The organism is Methylocystis sp. MJC1, assembly GCF_026427715.1.
Lineage (GTDB): Bacteria > Pseudomonadota > Alphaproteobacteria > Rhizobiales > Beijerinckiaceae > Methylocystis.
In genome coordinates, this window is sequence record NZ_CP107558.1 from 2,921,679 (window position 1) to 2,940,000 (window position 18,322).

17 protein-coding genes, 3 tRNA genes and 2 rRNA genes (1 of these 22 running past the window's edge) are annotated in these 18,322 nt (G+C 63.5%); 12 read left to right on the forward strand and 10 right to left on the reverse strand.

The features are described 5' to 3' along the window. Positions 1 to 123 precede the first annotated feature (123 nt). Positions 124 to 813: a ribonuclease III gene (gene rnc / locus OGR47_RS14090; protein ID WP_165053349.1), complete on the reverse strand. Its 690-nt coding sequence runs from the start codon at positions 811 to 813 to the stop codon at positions 124 to 126. 10 nt (positions 814 to 823) lie between these two features. Continuing rightward, entirely contained in the window at positions 824 to 1,594 is a 771-nt protein-coding gene (lepB, locus tag OGR47_RS14095) for a signal peptidase I (protein WP_165053346.1), read from the reverse strand. A gap of 242 nt (positions 1,595 to 1,836) precedes the next feature. On the opposite strand from lepB, the gene OGR47_RS14100 reads away from it, so the two are divergent. The 4 genes from OGR47_RS14100 to fba all read left to right on the forward strand — a co-directional run bounded on the left by OGR47_RS14100 (position 1,837) and on the right by fba (position 6,485). After that, entirely contained in the window at positions 1,837 to 2,712 is an 876-nt protein-coding gene (locus OGR47_RS14100) for a phosphoribulokinase (protein ID WP_165053343.1), read from the forward strand. Positions 2,713 to 2,723: 11 nt separating this feature from the next. Continuing rightward, the gene (tkt, locus tag OGR47_RS14105) at positions 2,724 to 4,715 is read left to right on the forward strand and encodes a transketolase (protein ID WP_165053340.1); all 1,992 of its coding nucleotides are present in this window, start codon (positions 2,724 to 2,726) and stop codon (positions 4,713 to 4,715) included. Positions 4,716 to 4,818: 103 nt separating this feature from the next. Further along, complete coding sequence (locus OGR47_RS14110) at positions 4,819 to 5,127, forward strand: hypothetical protein (RefSeq protein ID WP_165053337.1); 309 nt, start codon at positions 4,819 to 4,821, stop codon at positions 5,125 to 5,127. Between the two features lie 275 nt (positions 5,128 to 5,402). Next, positions 5,403 to 6,485: a class II fructose-bisphosphate aldolase gene (gene fba / locus OGR47_RS14115; RefSeq protein ID WP_165053334.1), complete on the forward strand. Its 1,083-nt coding sequence runs from the start codon at positions 5,403 to 5,405 to the stop codon at positions 6,483 to 6,485. A 108-nt stretch (positions 6,486 to 6,593) separates the two neighbouring features. Here the strand turns inward: fba and OGR47_RS14120 are convergent, their stop codons facing one another. Further along, on the reverse strand, positions 6,594 to 6,842 hold the full coding sequence (locus OGR47_RS14120) for a DUF2442 domain-containing protein (RefSeq protein ID WP_165053332.1): 249 nt from the start codon (positions 6,840 to 6,842) through the stop codon (positions 6,594 to 6,596). Beyond that, entirely contained in the window at positions 6,826 to 7,065 is a 240-nt protein-coding gene (locus OGR47_RS14125) for a DUF4160 domain-containing protein (protein ID WP_165053330.1), read from the reverse strand. Before OGR47_RS14125 ends, OGR47_RS14120 begins: the two co-directional genes overlap by 17 nt. A 66-nt stretch (positions 7,066 to 7,131) precedes the next feature. On the opposite strand from OGR47_RS14125, the gene rpe reads away from it, so the two are divergent. The 5 genes from rpe to OGR47_RS14150 all read left to right on the forward strand — a co-directional run bounded on the left by rpe (position 7,132) and on the right by OGR47_RS14150 (position 11,768). Next, positions 7,132 to 7,812 (forward strand): ribulose-phosphate 3-epimerase, encoded by a 681-nt coding sequence (gene rpe, locus OGR47_RS14130; protein WP_165053328.1) that lies wholly within the window; start codon positions 7,132 to 7,134, stop codon positions 7,810 to 7,812. A gap of 167 nt (positions 7,813 to 7,979) precedes the next feature. Continuing rightward, a complete protein-coding gene (locus tag OGR47_RS14135) occupies positions 7,980 to 9,575 on the forward strand; it encodes a cation:proton antiporter (RefSeq protein WP_165053326.1) in 1,596 nt (531 codons plus the stop codon). A 245-nt stretch (positions 9,576 to 9,820) separates the two neighbouring features. Further along, complete coding sequence (locus tag OGR47_RS14140) at positions 9,821 to 11,257, forward strand: pyruvate kinase (protein WP_165053324.1); 1,437 nt, start codon at positions 9,821 to 9,823, stop codon at positions 11,255 to 11,257. 61 nt (positions 11,258 to 11,318) lie between these two features. Further along, positions 11,319 to 11,393: transfer RNA gene (locus OGR47_RS14145), tRNA-Gln, on the forward strand. A 207-nt stretch (positions 11,394 to 11,600) separates the two neighbouring features. Then, positions 11,601 to 11,768 (forward strand): hypothetical protein, encoded by a 168-nt coding sequence (locus OGR47_RS14150; RefSeq protein ID WP_165053322.1) that lies wholly within the window; start codon positions 11,601 to 11,603, stop codon positions 11,766 to 11,768. Between the two features lie 243 nt (positions 11,769 to 12,011). Here OGR47_RS14150 and OGR47_RS14155 read toward each other — a convergent pair whose 3' ends face one another. Further along, the gene (locus tag OGR47_RS14155; RefSeq protein WP_165053320.1) at positions 12,012 to 12,464 is read right to left on the reverse strand and encodes a winged helix-turn-helix transcriptional regulator; all 453 of its coding nucleotides are present in this window, start codon (positions 12,462 to 12,464) and stop codon (positions 12,012 to 12,014) included. Positions 12,465 to 12,571: 107 nt separating this feature from the next. Here OGR47_RS14155 and OGR47_RS14160 point away from each other — a divergent pair, with 107 nt between their 5' ends. Continuing rightward, positions 12,572 to 13,789 (forward strand): MFS transporter, encoded by a 1,218-nt coding sequence (locus tag OGR47_RS14160; protein WP_165053318.1) that lies wholly within the window; start codon positions 12,572 to 12,574, stop codon positions 13,787 to 13,789. Between the two features lie 57 nt (positions 13,790 to 13,846). Here OGR47_RS14160 and OGR47_RS14165 read toward each other — a convergent pair whose 3' ends face one another. Next, positions 13,847 to 14,749, reverse strand: coding sequence for a LysR family transcriptional regulator (locus tag OGR47_RS14165; protein WP_165053316.1), 903 nt, complete (start codon positions 14,747 to 14,749; stop codon positions 13,847 to 13,849). Between the two features lie 101 nt (positions 14,750 to 14,850). Between OGR47_RS14165 and gstA the strand changes: the two genes are divergently transcribed. Continuing rightward, on the forward strand, positions 14,851 to 15,468 hold the full coding sequence (gene gstA, locus OGR47_RS14170; RefSeq protein ID WP_165053314.1) for a glutathione transferase GstA: 618 nt from the start codon (positions 14,851 to 14,853) through the stop codon (positions 15,466 to 15,468). Between the two features lie 126 nt (positions 15,469 to 15,594). On the opposite strand, the gene OGR47_RS14175 is transcribed toward gstA, so the two are convergent. Next, positions 15,595 to 15,671: transfer RNA gene (locus OGR47_RS14175), tRNA-Met, on the reverse strand. 126 nt (positions 15,672 to 15,797) lie between these two features. Here OGR47_RS14175 and OGR47_RS14180 point away from each other — a divergent pair. Further along, on the forward strand, positions 15,798 to 16,139 hold the full coding sequence (locus OGR47_RS14180; protein ID WP_165053312.1) for a zinc ribbon domain-containing protein YjdM: 342 nt from the start codon (positions 15,798 to 15,800) through the stop codon (positions 16,137 to 16,139). A gap of 252 nt (positions 16,140 to 16,391) precedes the next feature. Here the strand turns inward: OGR47_RS14180 and OGR47_RS14185 are convergent. The 3 genes from OGR47_RS14185 to OGR47_RS14195 form a co-directional block, all read right to left on the reverse strand. After that, positions 16,392 to 16,468: transfer RNA gene (locus OGR47_RS14185), tRNA-Met, on the reverse strand. A gap of 79 nt (positions 16,469 to 16,547) precedes the next feature. Further along, positions 16,548 to 16,663 (reverse strand): 5S ribosomal RNA (rrf, locus tag OGR47_RS14190). A gap of 138 nt (positions 16,664 to 16,801) precedes the next feature. Continuing rightward, positions 16,802 to 18,322, reverse strand: a 23S ribosomal RNA gene (locus OGR47_RS14195) (it continues 1,420 nt past the right edge of the window).

Here is an 18,322-nt window from a genome sequence, read left to right on the forward strand (position 1 = left end):
GGGTCGACAATCAAGGTCGTTATCGCGGCTTCCCCCACCCTAACCCTCCCCGCAAGAAGGAGGGAAGAGGATCACGCCGCGGACTCGTGAAATTGGGGCATATGCTGCGGCCGGGAAGAAAGCCTACTCCTGCACGCCCTCGCGCGCCATAAAGGCCGCCGCGGCCGCCTGCTCGGCGGCGCGCTTGGAGCTTCCCGCTCCCAGCGCGGATTCGAACCCCTCGATGTCCACCGCCAGCTCGAAAGACGGCGCGTGATCCGGTCCGCTGCGCGCCACCACCCGATAACGCGGCGTCGCGAGCCGGCGCGCCTGGGCCCATTCCTGCAACGCCGTCTTGGCGTCGCGCAGACAGCGCCCGGCTTCGTGCATTTTAGGGCCGAAAGCAGCGCGCACCACGGCTTCCGCGGCCAGCGCCCCGCCATCGAGAAAGACCGCCCCGATGATCGCCTCGCAGACGTCGCCGAGGATCGCACGCTTCTTGCGCCCGCCGGTCTGCGCCTCGCCCTCGCCGAGCCGAATATAGGGGCCGACGCCCCAGCTTTCCGAGACTTCCGCGCAGGTCTCCTTGCGCACCAGCGCGGCAAGGCGGCGAGAGAGCTCGCCCTCGCTGTCGCCGGGGAAGCCCTCGTAAATCATATGCGCAACGGCGAGGCCCAGGACGCGATCGCCCAGAAACTCCAGCCGCTCGTAGGAATCGGGGCGCTGCGTCGCGGCGCTGACATGCGTCAACGCCCAGCGCAGCAGGGCCTTATCCTTGAAGGCGTGCCCGATGCGCTCCTCCAGCGCCGAGAGATCGGGCTTGCTCCGCGCCATCTAAGTCCGCTCAATGCGCCGGCTTGAAAAGCCGATCCCAGCGCACCGACCAGGGCCAGCGCCAGAAGTAGAGAGCGGGTTCGTCCTTCTTCACGGAGAAGAAGATAACTTCCGCGCGCCCGACGAGATTGACGAAGGGCACATAGCCCACGCCGCCAAGCTCCGGCGCAATGCGCGAATCCGTGGAATTGTCTCGGTTGTCGCCCATCATGAAGTAATGGTCCGGCGGCACGACGAAAAGCTCGGTGTTGTCGTTGATGCCGTGGTCGCCCTCGATCTCGATGATCGTGTGCTCGATCCCGGGATGCTCGCTGTCGCCCGGCAGCGTCTCCCGATAAGTCGCGACCGGAACCTCCTGCCCTTCGCGATTTTCGGTCCGCGCCTTCTCGATCTTGTCGCGCTGCACGACGACGCCGTTGATGTAGAGGCGGCCCTCGATCATCTGGATACGGTCGCCGGGCAGGCCGATCACGCGCTTGATATAGTCCGTCTCATTGTCGCGCGGCAGCTTGAAGACCACGACGTCGCCGCGCTTGGGCGGCGAGGCGAGAATGCGACCTGAGAACACATTCGGCCCGAAAGGCATGGAATAGTTCGAATAGCCATAGGCGTATTTGGAGACGAAGACGTAATCGCCGATGAGCAGCGTCGGGATCATCGATCCCGAGGGGATGTTGAACGGCTGGAACAGCAGCGTGCGAATGACAAGCGCAATGGCCAGAGCCTGGATGATGACCTTGACGGTCTCCAGAAGCCCGCCCTCTTCCTGTTTCTGGGCCATCGGGACGTTCCTGCTCAAGCCGTGCTCCTTGATGTCATGGGCGCCAAAGCCCGCCCTGCGCCCCTTAGCACGCCAACGCCAGGATGAGAACCTGCGCCGTTCCGGAGGCGCGCGCCTCTTTGCTTCGGGCCCAATCCTCGAAAGCCTTTTCTTTACCGGACAAGCATGCGACAAGCCCAGCGTGGCCGGCTTTGCAGCGGATCGCCGCAAGCTCGAAAAGGAACTCACTGGGTCGCGCGCCGATGTCGGTCAAACACCCTATCATCTCGATCACCGGCTCGTCCGGGGCGGGGACGAGTTCGGTCAAGGCGACCTTCGAACAGATTTTCCGCCGTGAACGCATCGAGGTCGCCTATGTCGAAGGTGACAGCTTCCATCGCTACGACCGCGAGGCGATGAAAGCCAAGATGGCCGAGGCTCAGACCACGGGCAACCAGAATTTCAGCCATTTCGGGTCGAGCGCCAACCTCCTCTCCGAGCTGGAAAACCTCTTCCGCGAATATGGCGAGACGGGCTCGGGCCGCTACCGCCACTACGCCCACGACGAAAATGAAGCAGCGCAGCTTCACGTGCCGCCGGGACAATTCACCGACTGGCAGGAGCTGCCCCCCAATACGGACATCCTCTTTTATGAGGGGCTGCATGGCGCGGTGGTGACGGACGAGGTCAATGTCGCCCGCTACGCCGATCTCAAGATCGGCGTCGTGCCGGTCATCAATCTCGAATGGACGCAGAAGCTCCACCGCGACCGCAACTCGCGCGGCTACACCACCGAGGCCGTGACCGAGACCATTCTGCGCCGCATGCACGACTATGTGCATTACATCTGCCCGCAGTTCTCGGAGACGGACATCAACTTCCAGCGGGCGCCAACCGTCGATACGTCCAACCCCTTCGTCGCGCGCTCGATTCCAACGCCCGATGAATCCATCGTCGTCATCCGCTTCCGCGAGCCGCGCGGGGTGGACTTTCCCTATCTCGTGACGATGATCGCCGGGAGCTGGATGTCGCGCGCCAATTCCATCGTCATTCCGGGCAATAAGCTCGATCTTGCGATGCAACTCATCCTCACGCCGAGGATCCTCGAACTCGTAAGGCGCCGAAAGAGCGCGACCTGAAAGAACGGAATATGTCCAGAGCACACGAAGTCGACGGGCGCAGCTGCGCCAACGCCATCCGCGCCCTTGCTATGGACGCGGTGGAAAAGGCCAAATCCGGCCATCCGGGCATGCCCATGGGCATGGCCGACGTCGCGACCGTGCTGTTCCAGCGCTTCATGAAGTTCGACGCGAGCCGCCCGGATTGGCCCGACCGCGACCGCTTCGTGCTCTCGGCCGGCCACGGCTCCATGCTGCTTTACGCCCTGCACTATCTGCTGGGCTATCCGGGCATGACCAAAGCCGACCTCGAAAACTTCCGCCAGTTCGGCGCGCCGACAGCGGGGCATCCGGAATATGGCCATGCGCCGGGCGTCGAGACGACGACGGGCCCGCTCGGTCAGGGCCTCGCCACGGCTGTCGGCATGGCGATCGCCGAGCGCCTGACCGCCGCGCGCTTCGGCGACGATCTCGTCGACCACAATACTTATGTGATCGCGGGCGACGGCTGTCTGATGGAAGGCCTGAGCCACGAGGCGATCGACCTCGCGGGGCATTTGAAGCTCTCCCGCATGATCGTGTTCTGGGACGATAATTCGATTTCCATCGACGGCCCGACTGATCTCTCGACCTCGACGGACCAATGCGCCCGCTTCGCCGCCGCCGGCTGGCACACGCAGCGCGTCGACGGCCACGATATGGAGGCTGTGGCGAAGGCGATCGAGATCGCCAAGGCCGCCCCCCGCCCCTCGATGATCGCCTGCCGCACGGTGATCGGCTATGGCGCGCCGGGCAAACAGGGCAAGGAGTCGGTCCATGGCGCGCCGCTGGGCGCGACGGAGGTTGCCGCCGCCCGCGAGACGCTGCTTTGGCCGCATACGCCTTTCGAGGTGCCCGAGCCGATCCTCTCCGCCTGGCGCGCCGCCGGCCAACGCGGCGCGGACGCACGCGCCGCGTGGGCGAAGCGCCTCGCCGCTTCGCCGAAGGGCCGCGCCTTCGAGACCTTCCTGAACAATAATGTCGCGGCGGAGATCGCCGGCCCGCTCGCCGCCTTCCGCGCCACGCTGGCGGCCGAGAAGCCCAAGGTGGCGACGCGCAAATCCTCGGAAATGACGCTTGGCGTCATCAATGAGTCGACGGCGGCGACGATCGGCGGTTCGGCCGACCTCACCCACTCGAACTTCACGCTCACCAAGGGCATGGGCTCGGTGCGGCCGGGCGATTTCTCCGGCCGCTATCTCCACTATGGCGTGCGCGAATTCGGCATGTCGGCGGCCATGAACGGCATCGCCCTGCATGGCGGCTTCGTGCCCTATGGCGGCACCTTCCTGGTCTTCTCGGATTACGCGCGCGGCGGCATCCGCCTCTCGGCGCTCATGGGCCTGCGCGTGATTTACGTGCTGACCCACGACTCGATCGGTCTGGGCGAGGACGGCCCGACCCATCAGCCCATCGAGCATCTGGCGTCACTGCGTGCCATGCCCAACCTGCTGGTCTTCCGCCCGGCCGACGCCATCGAGACGGCGGAATGTTGGGAGCTCGCCATCGCACAGAAGGCGACCCCTTCCCTGCTCAGCCTCTCGCGCCAAAACTTGCCGACGCTGGATCGCCCCGTCTCCGAAAACCTTTCGGCCAAGGGCGCCTATGTCGTGCGCGAGCCGGGGGGCGGCCGCGATGTGACGATCCTCGCCACGGGCTCCGAAGTCGAGATCGCGCTCGCCGGCGCCGACGCGCTGGCGACGAAGGGCGTCAAGGCGGCGGTCGTCTCCATGCCCTGCTGGGAGCTCTTCGAGGCGCAATCCGCCGACTATCGCGCGCAGGTGCTGGGCAAGGGCCCGCGCATCGGCGTCGAGGCGGCGGCGCGGCTCGGCTGGGACCGCTGGCTCGGCGAGCATAGCGTCTTCATCGGCATGACGGGCTTCGGCGCCAGTGCGCCGGCTCCGGAGCTTTACAAGCATTTCGGCATCACGGCCGAGGCCGTTGCCGAGGCGGGTGTCGCGCTGGTCGGAGCTGCCCGCGCCTGAGGGGGCCTGAGGCCTGGCGGTGCGTGCTGATCGGCAAGAAGATGTGCTATTATGCCTCGGCCGTCCGAATGGCCGAGGCATTTTGCATTAGCGGATCCCCACTTTGACCGACGAGCCCGAAAACCTAACATTGGCGCTGCTGCGCAAGATCGATAAGAAAGTGGACGCCGTCGACGCGAAAGTCGACGCCATGGGCGCCGAGCTTCGCTCGGAAATGCACTCGCTCCGCGCAGATGTCGCGTCCGACATGCTGACCCTCGAAAAGCGCCTTTCCGACCAGATCGTGGGGCTGCGCCGCGCGGTGGTGGAATATCACTCTTCGGCGGTTGGACACGGCGTCCTGCTGAGCGAGTTCGAGGAGCGCCTGCTCCGCCTCGAGCGCCACGTTGGCCTGCCGCCCGAGAGGCATTGAAGGTCTCGCACAGGCAGGTTGCCTCCTCCTCTAGGGGCCATCGTCATGCCCGGCCCTGTGCCGGGCAGCCACGCCGCGCCGCTATGACAAACAGTCAGAGACGTGCCAGTGAGTCTCGGCCTGGATGGCCGGGACCGAGCCCGGCCATGACAGGCGGGAGCGATTGTCAATATCCTCCGCCGCAACTGGCCCTCATTGCCTGTACGATGTAGATAACCGCGCAAGTTCCCGCCGTTTCGAACGGCATCTGCCTCTAAAAAGGGAGAAACTTCCCAATGGCCCTCGTCACCCTGCGACAGCTTCTCGATCACGCCGCCGAGCACGACTATGGCGTGCCTGCCTTCAACATCAACAATATGGAGCAGGGCCTCGCGGTGCTGGAGGCGGCCTCCGCCGTCGATGCGCCGGTCATCATCCAGGCCTCGCGCGGCGCGCGCAATTACGCCAACGACATCATGCTCGCCAAGATGATCGAGGCGCTGATCGCCATGTATCCCGACATCCCGATCGTGATGCACCAGGACCACGGCAATAGCGAAGCCACCTGCGCCAGCGCCATCCGCTTTGGCTTCTCCTCGGTCATGATGGACGGCTCGCTCAAGGCCGACGGCAAGACCCCCGCCGACTATCAATACAATGCCGACGTCACCCGCCGCGTCGTCGATCTGGCCCACTGGGTCGGCGCCTCGGTCGAGGGCGAGCTCGGCGTGCTCGGCTCGCTCGAAACCGGCGAAGGCGAGAAGGAAGACGGCCATGGCGCCGAGGGCAAGCTCAGCCACGACCAGTTGCTCACCGACCCGGCCCAGGCCGAGGATTTCGTCGCCCGCACCAAGGTCGACGCGCTCGCGATCGCCATGGGCACCTCGCACGGCGCCTATAAATTCACGCGTAAGCCAGACGGCGCGATCCTCGCGATGAAGGTCGTCGAGGAAATTCACCGCCGCCTGCCGAACACCCATCTCGTGATGCACGGCTCGTCCTCCGTGCCGCAGGAGCTGCAGGACGCCTTCAACGCGGCCGGCGGCGAAATGCCCCAGACCTGGGGCGTGCCGGTCGAGGAAATCCAGCGCGGCATCAAATTCGGCGTGCGCAAGATCAACATCGACACCGACTGCCGCATCGCCATGACGGCGGCGATCCGCGCGACGCTGAACAAGAACAAGGGCGAGTTCGACCCGCGCAAATATCTGAAGCCCGCGCAGGAAGCCATGGTGAAGGTCTGCAAGCAGCGCTACGAGGAATTCGGCACGGCCGGCCAGGCGAGCAAGATCAAGCCGGTGCCGATGGCGGAGATGGCCAAGCGCTACGCCAGCGGCGCGCTCGATCCGCAGTTTGCGGCTAAGAAGGCGGCGGAGTGAGACTTACGGACGCGCCCCGGCCGGAGATACTCCGGTTGGGGCGGGCTTCATGCCGCCGATCAACAACAACTTTTTGAAGCAAGAAGAACTACTCGCAGGACCTACTACTCAAGCCGCCGCCTCGCGCCCCTGCGTCTGATCGCCTTTCCCCGCCAGAAGCCCGGCAATCGAAATATCCTCATCCAACTCATCCCAGTGCAGTCCACCGCGGCTAATCTCGAAGGCGAGGCGTTGCCGGGGCGTCGCATGGAGAAGGCGCGGGAACCAGGCGAGCGGCACGCCGAGGACGCGACCATCGGACAACTCGACCCACATGCTGTCGTCGTCGAAGCGCAGCGACTTAGCCGAAATAGTCATGCCATGCCCTTTCGATCAGCCCGGACCGCTCTTCGATGAGGCGCGCCAGCAGGCGCAAGGTCTTCGCATCGAAGCCGTCGCTCTCGGCGAGACTCACGGGCGCCAGCCAGAATTTGGCCACCGCCTCCCCTTTGCGCACATGAATATGAACGGGTTCGCGCGGGTCGCCCTCGTTCGAGTAGAAAAAGAACTTATAACCCTCGTGTCGAAATACCACAGGCATTTTCGTCCTGCCCTGCCTTCGCCGCCATGCTAGTGATCGGCTGACGCAAATCAACCACGCGATACCATGACCGACACCATCATCGCCCCCTCCATCCTCTCCGCCGACTTCGCCAAGCTCGGCGAGGAGACCCGCGCCATGGAGGCCGCCGGCGCCGATTGGATACACCTCGACGTGATGGACGGGCATTTCGTGCCCAACATCACTTTCGGCCCTGCCGTTGTCGCCGCGCTGCGGCCGCATACCAAGCTGCCGCTCGACGTGCATCTGATGATCTCGCCCATCGACCCCTATATCGGCGCCTTCGCCGATGCGGGCGCGGACATCATCACGGTCCATGCGGAAGGCGGTCCGCATCTGCATCGCTCGCTGCAGGCCATTCGCGCGCGCGGCAAGAAGGCGGGCGTCTCGCTCAATCCGGCGACGCATGAGAGCGCCCTGCAATATGTGCTCGACGACGTCGACCTCATCCTCGTCATGAGCGTCAACCCCGGCTTCGGCGGCCAGAGCTTCATTCCCGCCCAGCTCGCCAAAATCCGAGCCATCAGCGAGATGATCGGCCCCCGCCCCATCCGCCTCGAAGTCGACGGCGGCGTGACGCCCGAGACCGCCCCCGCCATTGTCGAAGCCGGCGCCGACGCGCTGGTTGCGGGCTCGGCGGCCTTCCGCGGCGGACCCTCCCAATATGCCGGCAATATCGGCGCGCTGCGCGCCGCGGCGGCGAGCGCGGGAGCCGTATCGGTCTAACAACCATTTTCCGCGTGGGAATCGGGAGCTGCAAGAGCGTTGGCGTGGCTCTGGGTTCCCGATCGCTCGCGTCGCGAGCGTCGGGAACGACAACGAGCCAATCGAGCCGATTTCCCCTAACGCCCGCCTTTCATTCTGCGCCGCTCATGCTCTAGGCTGGGGGCGATATGACCCACGCCCCTTTCACGATCCTTCTCGCGCTGCTCACCGCCGCGCTGCTTTTGTCGATTGTCGCCAATAAGCTGAGGATGCCGCCCGCGGCCGCCTATGTCATCGGCGGCATGGCGCTAGCGCTGACCCCCGCCAAGCCGCCCTTCACGATCGACCCGGAATTCATCCTGACGCTCTTTCTGCCGCCGCTGCTGCAATCGAGCGCCTATTTCACCGTCTGGCGCGACTTCAAAGCCAATCTGCGGCCGATCCTCATGCTCGCCATCGGCGCGGTGACGTTCACCACGCTCGTCGTCGGCCTTGTCGTGCACGCCCTGCTGCCCGAGCTGCCGCTCGCCGCCGGCTTTTGCCTGGGCGCCATCGTCTCCCCGCCCGACGCCGTGGCCGCCAAGGCGGTGCTGCAGCGCCTCCCGGTCCCGCCGCGGCTCGTGACGATTCTCGAAGGCGAGAGTCTCGTCAATGACGCCTCGGGGCTGATGCTCTACCGCCTGGCGGCGGCGGCTGCATTGACTGGCGTCTTCAACTGGTCGGACGCCGCGATCATGTTCGGCCGCCTGTCGGCCGGGGGCATTGCCGTCGGCCTCGTCGCGGGCCTGCTCGCCAACGGCGCCATGTCGCGCCTGCGCGACACGCAACTCATCATTCTCGCGAGCTTCCTCATCTCCTGGGCGACCTATGTCGGCGCCGAGGCGCTGCATGTCTCCGGCGTTTTAGCCGTGGTGACGACCGGACTGCTGATGGGCTGGGCGCAGCACGCCATTCTCGATGCGCAAAGCCGCATCGAGGCGCAGGCGGTGTGGCGCGCCGCCGTCTTCGTCATGGAGGCGATGGTTTTCATCCTGATCGGCCTGGCGCTGCGCAAAATCGTCGAAGGACTCGGCGGTTTCAATGCGGCTGCCGCGTCGACCCTTCTCAACGCGTTGATCGTCACCGCCGCCGTCATCGCCGCGCGCTTTCTCTGGGTGTTCCCTGCCACCTATTTGCCGCGCCTCCTGCCCGCCGTGCGCAACTATGACCCCTGCCCGCCTGTCTCCGTTCCGATCGTCGTCGGCTGGGCGGGCATGCGCGGCGTCGTGAGTCTGGCGGCCGCTCTCGCTTTGCCTGCCGAATTTCCCGGCCGAGATTTCATCGAGCTGACGACCTTCGTCGTCATCGCAGTCACCGTGCTCCTGCAGGGCGCAACGCTCGGCCAGCTCGTCGATTGGCTGAAGCCGACCGCCTCTCCCCCCGGCGGGGCCGCGCATCTCGACGACCATGAGGCGCGCGAGAAGATTTACCAGGCGGCGTTTCTCATCATCGCGGCCGAAGTCGACGAGGATGGCAAGGAGCGCCATCCCATGCTGCTCGAGGATTACCGGCGCCGCGTGACGGTCCATCAACGCGCCCAGCGCGAGGGCGATGCGCTGATCGAAACGAAGCGCGCCCATTTCACGATGGCGCTCGCCGCCGTCGCCGGCGCGCGTGCGGAGCTGTTGCGCCTGCATCGCGCTGGAGACATACACGACGCAACGCTTCACGCCATCGAGGCGGAGTTGGATCTCGAAGAATCGCGGTTGTTACACCTCTCCGGCGAAGCCGCGCCCGCACATTGATGCGCCTCCCCGAGACCCCGTCATTGCGAGCGAAGCGAAGCAACCCAGGGCCGCGATAGCTGCCCTGGGTTGCTTCGTCGCTTCGCTCCTCGCAATGACGCGGGCGGTTGCTGCGAGGCCCAGGCAACGCTTCCTGCTCGCCGGGAAGCACAAGCCCCAAGCGAACCGTTCAAGCGGAAATGACGCCATGTAACAGTTTCGTCGCTTCGGTCATGCTTAGATAACCGGAAGGAGCCGCCGAGCCGATGGACATGAACGAGCGCGATCTACAAACGCTGCGCGACGACGTCGCGGCTCTGCGTGAGGCTGTCCGTCAGGAAGGCGACGCGCGCCTCGCCGATTGGGGGACCGAAGCAGCGTCGACGCCCGGCGCCCGCAACCTCGCTTATTACCTCGCCCTGCGCGGGCGCGATCTGATCGAGCTGCAATTGCGCCTCGCCTCCTATGGCCTGTCGTCTCTCGGGCGCAGCGAGGCGGATGTGCTCGGCGCCCTTGATGCGCTTCTCGCGACGCTGCGCCGCCTCTGCGGGGAGAGCGCGGCTTATCCGGCGCGCCGCGGCGAGGAAGCGCTCGTCGCCGCCTGCAACCGGATATTCGGCGACGGCGAGACTCGCACGCGGATCATGGCGACCCTGCCAAGCGAAGCCGCCGACGATCCCACCCTCGTCGCCGCACTGATCGACGCCGGCATGGACTGCGCGCGAATCAATTGCGCTCATGATGACGCCGCCGCCTGGGCGCGCATGGCGGGTCATGTCCGCACGTCGGCCGAACGCCTCGGGCGTCCCTGTCGGGTGCTGATGGACGTCGCGGGACCCAAGCTGCGCATAGAACTGGTGCGCGGACCGGAGAAATGCCGCGTTTTCGTCGGCGACCGACTGCGCCTGCTCTCTGAGCTCGACGCGCGCGGCAAGGGGATCGCCGCCGCGTTGAATTTCCCGCAGGTCGTCGGCCAGCTACAGCCGGGGACAGAAATTTCCTTCGACGACGGCAAGGCCCTGGGCCGCGTCTGCTCCTGTGGCGACGACGGCGTCGAGGTCGAGATCACCGCGGCGCGGACCAAGGGACTGCGGCTCAAGCCCGGCAAGGGCGTGAATCTCCCCTCCGTCGATCTCGATCTCTCTCCGCTGACCCCCAAGGATCTCGCCGATCTTGACGTCGTCGCAAAGCTCGCGGACCTCGTCGGCTTCTCCTTCGTCCAGCGGGTCGAGGACATCGCTTTGCTCGATCGGGAGCTTGCCGCTCGGCGCCTCGATGCGCCCCGGCAGGGCCTGGTGCTCAAGATCGAGACGCCGCTCGCGATCCGCAACCTGCCGAGGCTGATCGTGGCGGCGGCGGCGCGCGGTCCGGCGGCCGTGATGATCGCGCGCGGCGATCTCGCCGTGGAAGTCGGCTTTGTGCGTCTCTCCGAGATGCAGGAAGAGATTCTCTGGCTTTGCGAGGCCGCCCATGTGCCGGTCATTTGGGCGACCCAGGTGCTCGATCAATTCGTCCATGAAGGCATCGCGAGCCGGCCCGAGACAACCGACGCCGCCATGGCGCAGCGCGCCGATTGCGTCATGCTCAACAAGGGCGCCTATCTGCCGCAAGGCGTGCGCTTTTTGCGCGAGGTGCTGGGGCGCATGGAGCGCCACCAATCCAAGAAATTCACGAGACTAGCGCGTCTCAAGGCGTGGTCTTGAGCGAAACGCATACTCCCGGGTTGCAGAGCGGCGCCTGCCGCATTATTGAGAGCGGGCGCTTTGGGGCGTCGCCAAGTGGTAAGGCAGCGGATTTTGATTCCGCCATACGGAGGTTCGAATCCTCCCGCCCCAGCCACAGCAAACAACACGCTGTATCGAAGAAAGCGCGTCTGAGCCCGGGCAAATTTTTGGACATCCCGTAAGCTCGCAGGGCCTACCGCCCCATTCATGCCTGCTTGATAGATACTATCCAGCTCATGATGCGGAATCTGTCGCAAAGGCGACCGTCACAACTCAGATTGAACAAGGCTAAAGTAAAATGAGTGCGCGGAGTTCGACCCCCTTGGCAGTCGCCATCCTCGGCTTGTTGCTGGCGATCGTGAGCTACGGAATCAAAGACCCGAAACTTGCGACCCTTGTCTATGGATCAGGGCTGATGTCCGCCGGCTTCGCCGTGCTGCATTGGTTCATGATTCCCGTCCAAAGACGCAAAGTTCCTCCGAGCCTTTGACGGCCCTTTTCGTCGTCGCGACCCAACAGGCGCAGCGTCCCCGCGCCTCACCATCCCGCGACGAAAATCTCGACGAAGGCGGCGAAGTAAAGCAAAGCCACGACACCGACGACCACTTTGTCTTCCGCCATCGTCGCGCCCTCCACGCGCAGCGCCCCCAGGGCCAAACCTAAAGCCCGCGGCCCTGGAGAAAAGGGTGCCAGCGGGATTTTTGCGGAACGGCGCCGCTGCGCGCCCCTGGCCTCAGTTGCCGTTGATTTTTTGCACGCGCGTATCGCGCCAACCCAAGGGGCGACCGTCCTGCGCCCGTAGTTCCAGCCGGGCGACGGGGGTGCCGGATTCATTGTCGATCAGCGAGGATCGCGGCTCATCGGCGCCATAGAGATGGTCTTCGCCCCATTGGCGTAGCGCGACGATAACGAGATAGAGACCGCGCCCTTTTTCGGTCAGGACATATTCCTTGTAGGCGCTGCCGTCCGAAGCTGGCGCCGTCTCCAGAATGCCGCGTTCGGTCAGATCGCGCAGCCGTGTGGCCAGCATTCCCTTGGCAATCCCGAGACCGTTTTGAAACTCACTGAACCGGCGCACGCCGTCAAAGGCGTCGCGGATGATCAGCAGCGACCACCACTCGCCGATGACATCGAGCGCGCGCGCCACCGGGCAACCCGCATCCCAAAGGCTGACCCGTTTGACCATAAACACCACTCTCCTCGCGCAATTCTAGTTCTAAAATAGAACTAGAATTCCATTCGCACAAGTGGTCTCGATATGGAACCAGATCGGGCTTTCACGAACGGGATCCCATGCAGGATGCAAGCGGAACAACGGCGCAGAACCCGCCAAATGATGGATTGTCGAAGATCGCCACCCTGATTTTCTCCGCCGCCGCCGGTCTCAGCGTTGCAAACGTCTATTATGCGCAGCCTTTGCTCGACGCGATGGCGAGCGATTTCGGGATTTCCCCCGCCTCTATCGGTCTCGTCATAACATCGACGCAGGTCGGCTACGGGCTGGGGCTGATCTTCATTGTGCCGCTGGGCGATCTCGTCGACCGCCGCCGGCTCATCATCGGCCAGGGCATCCTCTCGGTGATCGCATTGGTCGCCGTGTCCGCAGCCAGAAGTGAAGCGGTTCTGTTCCCGAGCATGGCCGCGATGGGCCTGTTTGCCGTGGTGGTGCAGGTGCTGGTCGCCTTCGCCGCGACGCTGGCGGCGCCTGCCGACCGAGGCAGGGCGGTCGGCATGGTCACGAGCGGCGTCGTCATCGGCATTCTCACCGCCCGCTTCGTTGCGGGACTATTGGCCGATTTCAGCGGCTGGCGAGCGGTCTATCTGACCTCAGCCATTTTGACGGCGGCAATGGTCGGGCTGCTCATGCGCGTGCTGCCACGCAACCTGCCGCCGGACAGCGCCGACAGCTACGCCGCGGCGCTGCGCTCCATTCCCGTCCTGTTCCTGCGCGACCGGGTTTTGCTGATTCGCGGCCTTCTGGCGTCGCTGATCTTTGCGACGTTCAGCACCTTCTGGACGACCTTGGTCCTGCCGCTCAGCGCCGCGCCATTCAGCTACTCGCACACTCAGATCGGGCTATTTGGCCTCGTTGGCCTGGCGGGCGCGATCGCCGCGACGGTGGCGGGACGGCTCGCCGACCACGGCCTCGGCGAATGGACGACCGGATTGTCCCTCGCGCTTCTGTTAGCGTCATGGGCGCTGATTGCAGCCCTGCCGTGGTCGATCCCGCTTCTGCTTGTCGGCGTGATACTGCTCGACCTTGCCGTACAGGCCGTCCATGTCGCCAATCAGAGCATCATCTTCGATCGCCACCCCGAGGCGCGCAGCCGTCTCGTCGGCGGCTATATGGTTTTCTATTCCGTCGGCAGCGCCATTGGGGCGATCGCCGCGACCATGACCTATGCCCATGCCGGTTGGCGCGGCGTCTCGATGCTGGGAGCGACGTTCAGCGCAACCGGTTTGCTGGTCTGGGCCGTCACGCGCCACGTGCCGATCAGCAGGGGGCGATGACATGCGGCGGATCTACGTAAGCTGACGGCGTTTCCTGAACTGCCCCGCGGCCGCATTTCAATGATCGACCTGATCCGGACGCTGTTCGTTGCTGAATATCTGATAATGACGCGCAAGCTCCATCAATAGTCCGGCGGCGCGGGACGGTTTTCGTCCCGACGTCGCGATCAGGCCGAAGCGCCGGCACAGCGGCGGATCGAGCCGCGCCACGCGCAAGCCCTTCCGCTTCTCGGGCAGGGTCGATTCGGGGATGAGGCTCACGCCAACGCCCTCGCGGACGAGCGCAACGGCGCTCGCCCAATCGCGCACCTCCATCCGCACATCGGCGAGCGACAGGCCGGCGGCCTCCGCAAGGGCGCCTGCATGGAGATGGCATCCGCCTGTCGCCAGCACGAAGGGCTCCGCGATCAGCTCGGCAAGCGAGAGCGTCGCGCGGCGGCCCAGCCGATGGCCGGCCGGCAACACACCCACCCAGGCGTCCTGCCCGATACAAATGGCGCCGCTGTCCGGCGCGGGGTTGAGCACGACGCCGAGATCGACGGACCCCGCTTCCAACCATGCCTCGACCTCACGGTCATCCGTTTCCAAAGCCACCACCTCGACGCCAGGATGGCGGGCCCGAAAGCGTCGGAGAAGCGGCGGCAGCACCGTCGCGAAAACGCTGGGAAAGGCGGCGAGGCGGATAGAACCTTTTTCCTCGCCCGCCGCTTGCGCCGCTTCCTGTCGGATCGCCTCCAGATGGGCCAAGGCGGCGCGGGCATGATCCAGCGCCCTTTCGCCAAAAGCCGTCAGCTCGACGCCATGGCGCCGGCGCACCAGCAGCTTGACGCCAAGCGCTTCTTCTAGCGCCGCCAGCGCCTGGCTCATGCCGGATTGCGTCACGCCGACGGCCTCGGCGGCGGCAGTGAAGCTGCCAGCTTCGGCGACGGCGATCAGGGTGCGGAGCTGCGTCAGGTTCATAGTAATAAAAATTATATCACACTTCTTCAGCAGTAATTTCACTTCATTCATCAGGCCGATCAATATCCGCCGCGACGCCACTTGGCAGAGGAGATTTCCCGATGAAGCTTTATTTTGCGCCCGACACCTGCTCCCTCTCGCCGCATATCGTGTTGCAGGAGTTGGGGGTGACCTATGATCTCGTCCGCGTAAACAACCGAACGAAACGCACCTCCGAGGGCGGAGATTTCCGCACCATCAATCCAAAAGGCTATGTGGCCGCACTCTTACTCGACAGCGGCGAGGTGCTAACCGAAGGGTCGGCGCTGATCCAGTACCTTGCCGATCTGAAGCCCGAGACAGGCCTTGCCCCCGCGAACGGCACGCTGGCGCGCGTGCGGCTTCAGGAATGGCTAAACTTCATCACCAGCGAAATCCACGCGGGATCGAGCCCGCTGTTCAACAAGGAGCTGCCAGAGCCGGTTCGGCAGATTTTCTCGGCGCGCCTGTTCAAACGCTTCGAGATGATCGACGCCACCTTGGCGAAGCACGCCTATCTGATGGGCGCGAGCTTCTCGGTAGCGGACGCCTATCTCTTCACCGTGCTGAGCTGGATGCCAGCATTGGGAATCGACCTGGGCCGCTGGAGGAGCATTATTGGCTATATGAAGCGCATCGAGGTCCGTCCCTCCGTGGTCCGTGCGCGCGAGAGAGAAGCAGAAAACCCGCCGGTCGAGTGAGCGCGGGCTATTTTCGGGCGGATGCGGGCTTTAGGCGCAGGTTGTTACGACCAGCCTCGACCGCCGACTCGATGGCGAAGCAGCAGTCGGCCTTTGCCGACTGCATGATCTGGAGGCGGGGGATCTTGGACGCGGGGGCAGGATTTGAACCTGCGATCTTCAGGTTATGAGCCTGACGAGCTACCGGGCTGCTCCACCCCGCGCCAAAGCAGAAGCAGGGATCTTGGACGGCGCAGGATTCGAACCTGCGGCCTGCAGCCGGTTCCGTTTCAGCCGCAGATAGAGTAGGAGAGCACTAGCTCCCTCTAAGACATAGGAAATGGACAAACATGAAGTGCCCAAAATGCGGTTCGGAATATGCTTATCAGGACGGCACTTTGTGGACTTGTCCCGAATGCGCGCACGAGTGGAGCGAAGCGGAGGCTGCGTCTGCAAGTCCGGCGCAAGACGAGGGCGTGCGCGACGCCAATGGCAATCCGCTGGCGACAGGCGATACAGTAACTTTAATCAAGGACTTGAAGGTCAAAGGATCATCGTCCACGGTTAAGAGCGGCACCAAGGTCAAAAACATCCGCTTGGTCGACGAGGCTGTCGATGGCCACAATATCTCGTGCAAGATCGACGGTATTGGCGCGATGTATCTTAAATCGGAGTTTGTCAGGAAGGCTTGATTGCTTGGCGCCGCCGCACGGCCGTAAGGCTGCTGTCGGCCCAGGTTAACGACGTAATCCTGCATTGCGAGAACGCGGCCGACCGTAGAGGGATGGCCCTAGCGTGCTCGGACGCGTGCTTGGAGTCAGTCGCCATTGCTTCATATTGCTCTCAGCTCAGCTCTTGGGCGAGCTAGAGGGCCGGGAACGCGTCGTCACCAATAAAAAACCCATTAAATCAGAGATAAATCTCTGATTTAATGGGTCTAATTTTGGATGCGGGGGCAGGATTTGAACCTGCGACCTTCAGGTTATGAGCCTGACGAGCTACCGGGCTGCTCCACCCCGCGACAAGCGAGAAGCGCCGCTTTTTTGGAGCGGCGCTTTTGTTTGGGATCGGAAGAGGAGTGGGTGCGATGTGTTTGGCAGGCCTGGCGACGACCTACTCTCCCAGGTCTTGAGACATAGTACCATTGGCGCGGAAGCGTTTGACGGCCGAGTTCGGGATGGGATCGGGTCTGATCGCTTCGCCGAAGGCCACCAGGCCGGCGAAACACATCGAAGCAAATGAGCGCGGAGCGCTTTGTCTTTCCATCATCCATCTTTTGCGCATGTCCTGATCCGAAAACCGCTGCGCACTTTTCGGGGACAAGCGTTTTTGGGATGGGCGTTGATAAATGAGAGCGATCAAGCCAATCGAGCGATTAGTACCGGTAAGCTACGCAGGTCGCCCTGCTTCCACACCCGGCCTATCAACGTGGTCGTCTTCCACGGCTCTCGAGGGAGAAATGGTTTTGAGGTGGGTTTCCCGCTTAGATGCATTCAGCGGTTATCCCGTCCATACATAGCTACCCTGCACTGCGGCTGGCGCCACAACAGGTCCACCAGAGGTATGTTCATCCCGGTCCTCTCGTACTAGGGACAAATCCCCTCAATTCTCCTACACCCACGGCAGATAGGGACCGAACTGTCTCACGACGTTCTGAACCCAGCTCACGTACCACTTTAATCGGCGAACAGCCGAACCCTTGGGACCTTCTCCAGCCCCAGGATGTGATGAGCCGACATCGAGGTGCCAAACAACCCCGTCGATATGGACTCTTGGGGGTTATCAGCCTGTTATCCCCGGCGTACCTTTTATCCGTTGAGCGATGGCCCACCCACTCGGGACCACCGGATCACTATGACCGACTTTCGTCTCTGCTCGACTTGTCTGTCTCGCAGTCAGGCAGGCTTATGCCATTGCACTCGACGACCGATTTCCGACCGGTCTGAGCCCACCATCGCGCGCCTCCGTTACTCTTTGGGAGGCGACCGCCCCAGTCAAACTGCCTACCATGCATTGTCCCGGACCCGGATGACGGATCGCGGTTAGACATCCATGACGATAAGGGTGGTATTTCAAGGGTGGCTCCACACGAGCTGGCGCCCATGCTTCATAGCCTACCACCTATCCTACACATGCCGACACGAATGCCAATGCAAAGTTACAGTAAAGGTGCACGGGGTCTTTCCGTCTGACCGCAGGAACCCCGCATCTTCACGGGGAATTCAATTTCACTGAGCTGACGTTGGAGACAGCGGGGAAGTCATTACGCCATTCGTGCAGGTCGGAACTTACCCGACAAGGAATTTCGCTACCTTAGGACCGTTATATTTACGGCCGCCGTTTACCGGGGCTTCAATTCAAGGCGTGAACCTCTCCTCTTAACCTTCCGGCACCGGGCAGGCGTCAGACCCTATACGTCATCTTGCGATTTCGCAGAGCCCTGTGTTTTTGTTAAACAGTTGCCACCCCCTGGTCTGTGCCCCTCCGATCTGGTTGCCCAAACCGAAGGCCTCCTTATCCCGAAGTTACGGAGGTAAATTGCCGAGTTCCTTCAACGTCATTCTCTCAAGCGCCTTGGTATACTCTACCAGTCCACCTGTGTCGGTTTCGGGTACGGTCTGATGCAGGGGCTATTTCCTGGCGCGAGTTCACTGCCCGGACAATCCAGTAAGTCCAGACAATATACCCCACGCGTCACCACCTGCTGGCCCACGAATATTAACGTGGTTCCCATCGACTACGCCTTTCGGCCTCGCCTTAGGGACCGGCTAACCCTGCGAAGATTAACTTTACGCAGGAACCCTTGGACTTTCGGCGACACTGTCTTTCACAGTGTTTCTCGTTACTCATGTCAGCATTCGCACTTCCGATACCT

What these genes read in the sequence shown, in the direction of transcription:
- rnc (WP_165053349.1), bottom strand. Translation starts at nt 813, where the DNA reads ATGGCGCGGAGCAAGCCCGATCTCTCGGCGCTGGAGGAGCGCATCGGG.
- lepB (WP_165053346.1), bottom strand. Translation starts at nt 1,594, where the DNA reads ATGGCCCAGAAACAGGAAGAGGGCGGGCTTCTGGAGACCGTCAAGGTC.
- OGR47_RS14100 (WP_165053343.1), top strand. Translation starts at nt 1,837, where the DNA reads ATGTCGGTCAAACACCCTATCATCTCGATCACCGGCTCGTCCGGGGCG.
- tkt (WP_165053340.1), top strand. Translation starts at nt 2,724, where the DNA reads ATGTCCAGAGCACACGAAGTCGACGGGCGCAGCTGCGCCAACGCCATC.
- fba (WP_165053334.1), top strand. Translation starts at nt 5,403, where the DNA reads ATGGCCCTCGTCACCCTGCGACAGCTTCTCGATCACGCCGCCGAGCAC.
- OGR47_RS14120 (WP_165053332.1), bottom strand. Translation starts at nt 6,842, where the DNA reads ATGACTATTTCGGCTAAGTCGCTGCGCTTCGACGACGACAGCATGTGG.
- OGR47_RS14125 (WP_165053330.1), bottom strand. Translation starts at nt 7,065, where the DNA reads ATGCCTGTGGTATTTCGACACGAGGGTTATAAGTTCTTTTTCTACTCG.
- rpe (WP_165053328.1), top strand. Translation starts at nt 7,132, where the DNA reads ATGACCGACACCATCATCGCCCCCTCCATCCTCTCCGCCGACTTCGCC.
- OGR47_RS14135 (WP_165053326.1), top strand. Translation starts at nt 7,980, where the DNA reads ATGACCCACGCCCCTTTCACGATCCTTCTCGCGCTGCTCACCGCCGCG.
- OGR47_RS14140 (WP_165053324.1), top strand. Translation starts at nt 9,821, where the DNA reads ATGGACATGAACGAGCGCGATCTACAAACGCTGCGCGACGACGTCGCG.
- OGR47_RS14155 (WP_165053320.1), bottom strand. Translation starts at nt 12,464, where the DNA reads ATGGTCAAACGGGTCAGCCTTTGGGATGCGGGTTGCCCGGTGGCGCGC.
- OGR47_RS14160 (WP_165053318.1), top strand. Translation starts at nt 12,572, where the DNA reads ATGCAGGATGCAAGCGGAACAACGGCGCAGAACCCGCCAAATGATGGA.
- OGR47_RS14165 (WP_165053316.1), bottom strand. Translation starts at nt 14,749, where the DNA reads ATGAACCTGACGCAGCTCCGCACCCTGATCGCCGTCGCCGAAGCTGGC.
- gstA (WP_165053314.1), top strand. Translation starts at nt 14,851, where the DNA reads ATGAAGCTTTATTTTGCGCCCGACACCTGCTCCCTCTCGCCGCATATC.
- OGR47_RS14180 (WP_165053312.1), top strand. Translation starts at nt 15,798, where the DNA reads ATGAAGTGCCCAAAATGCGGTTCGGAATATGCTTATCAGGACGGCACT.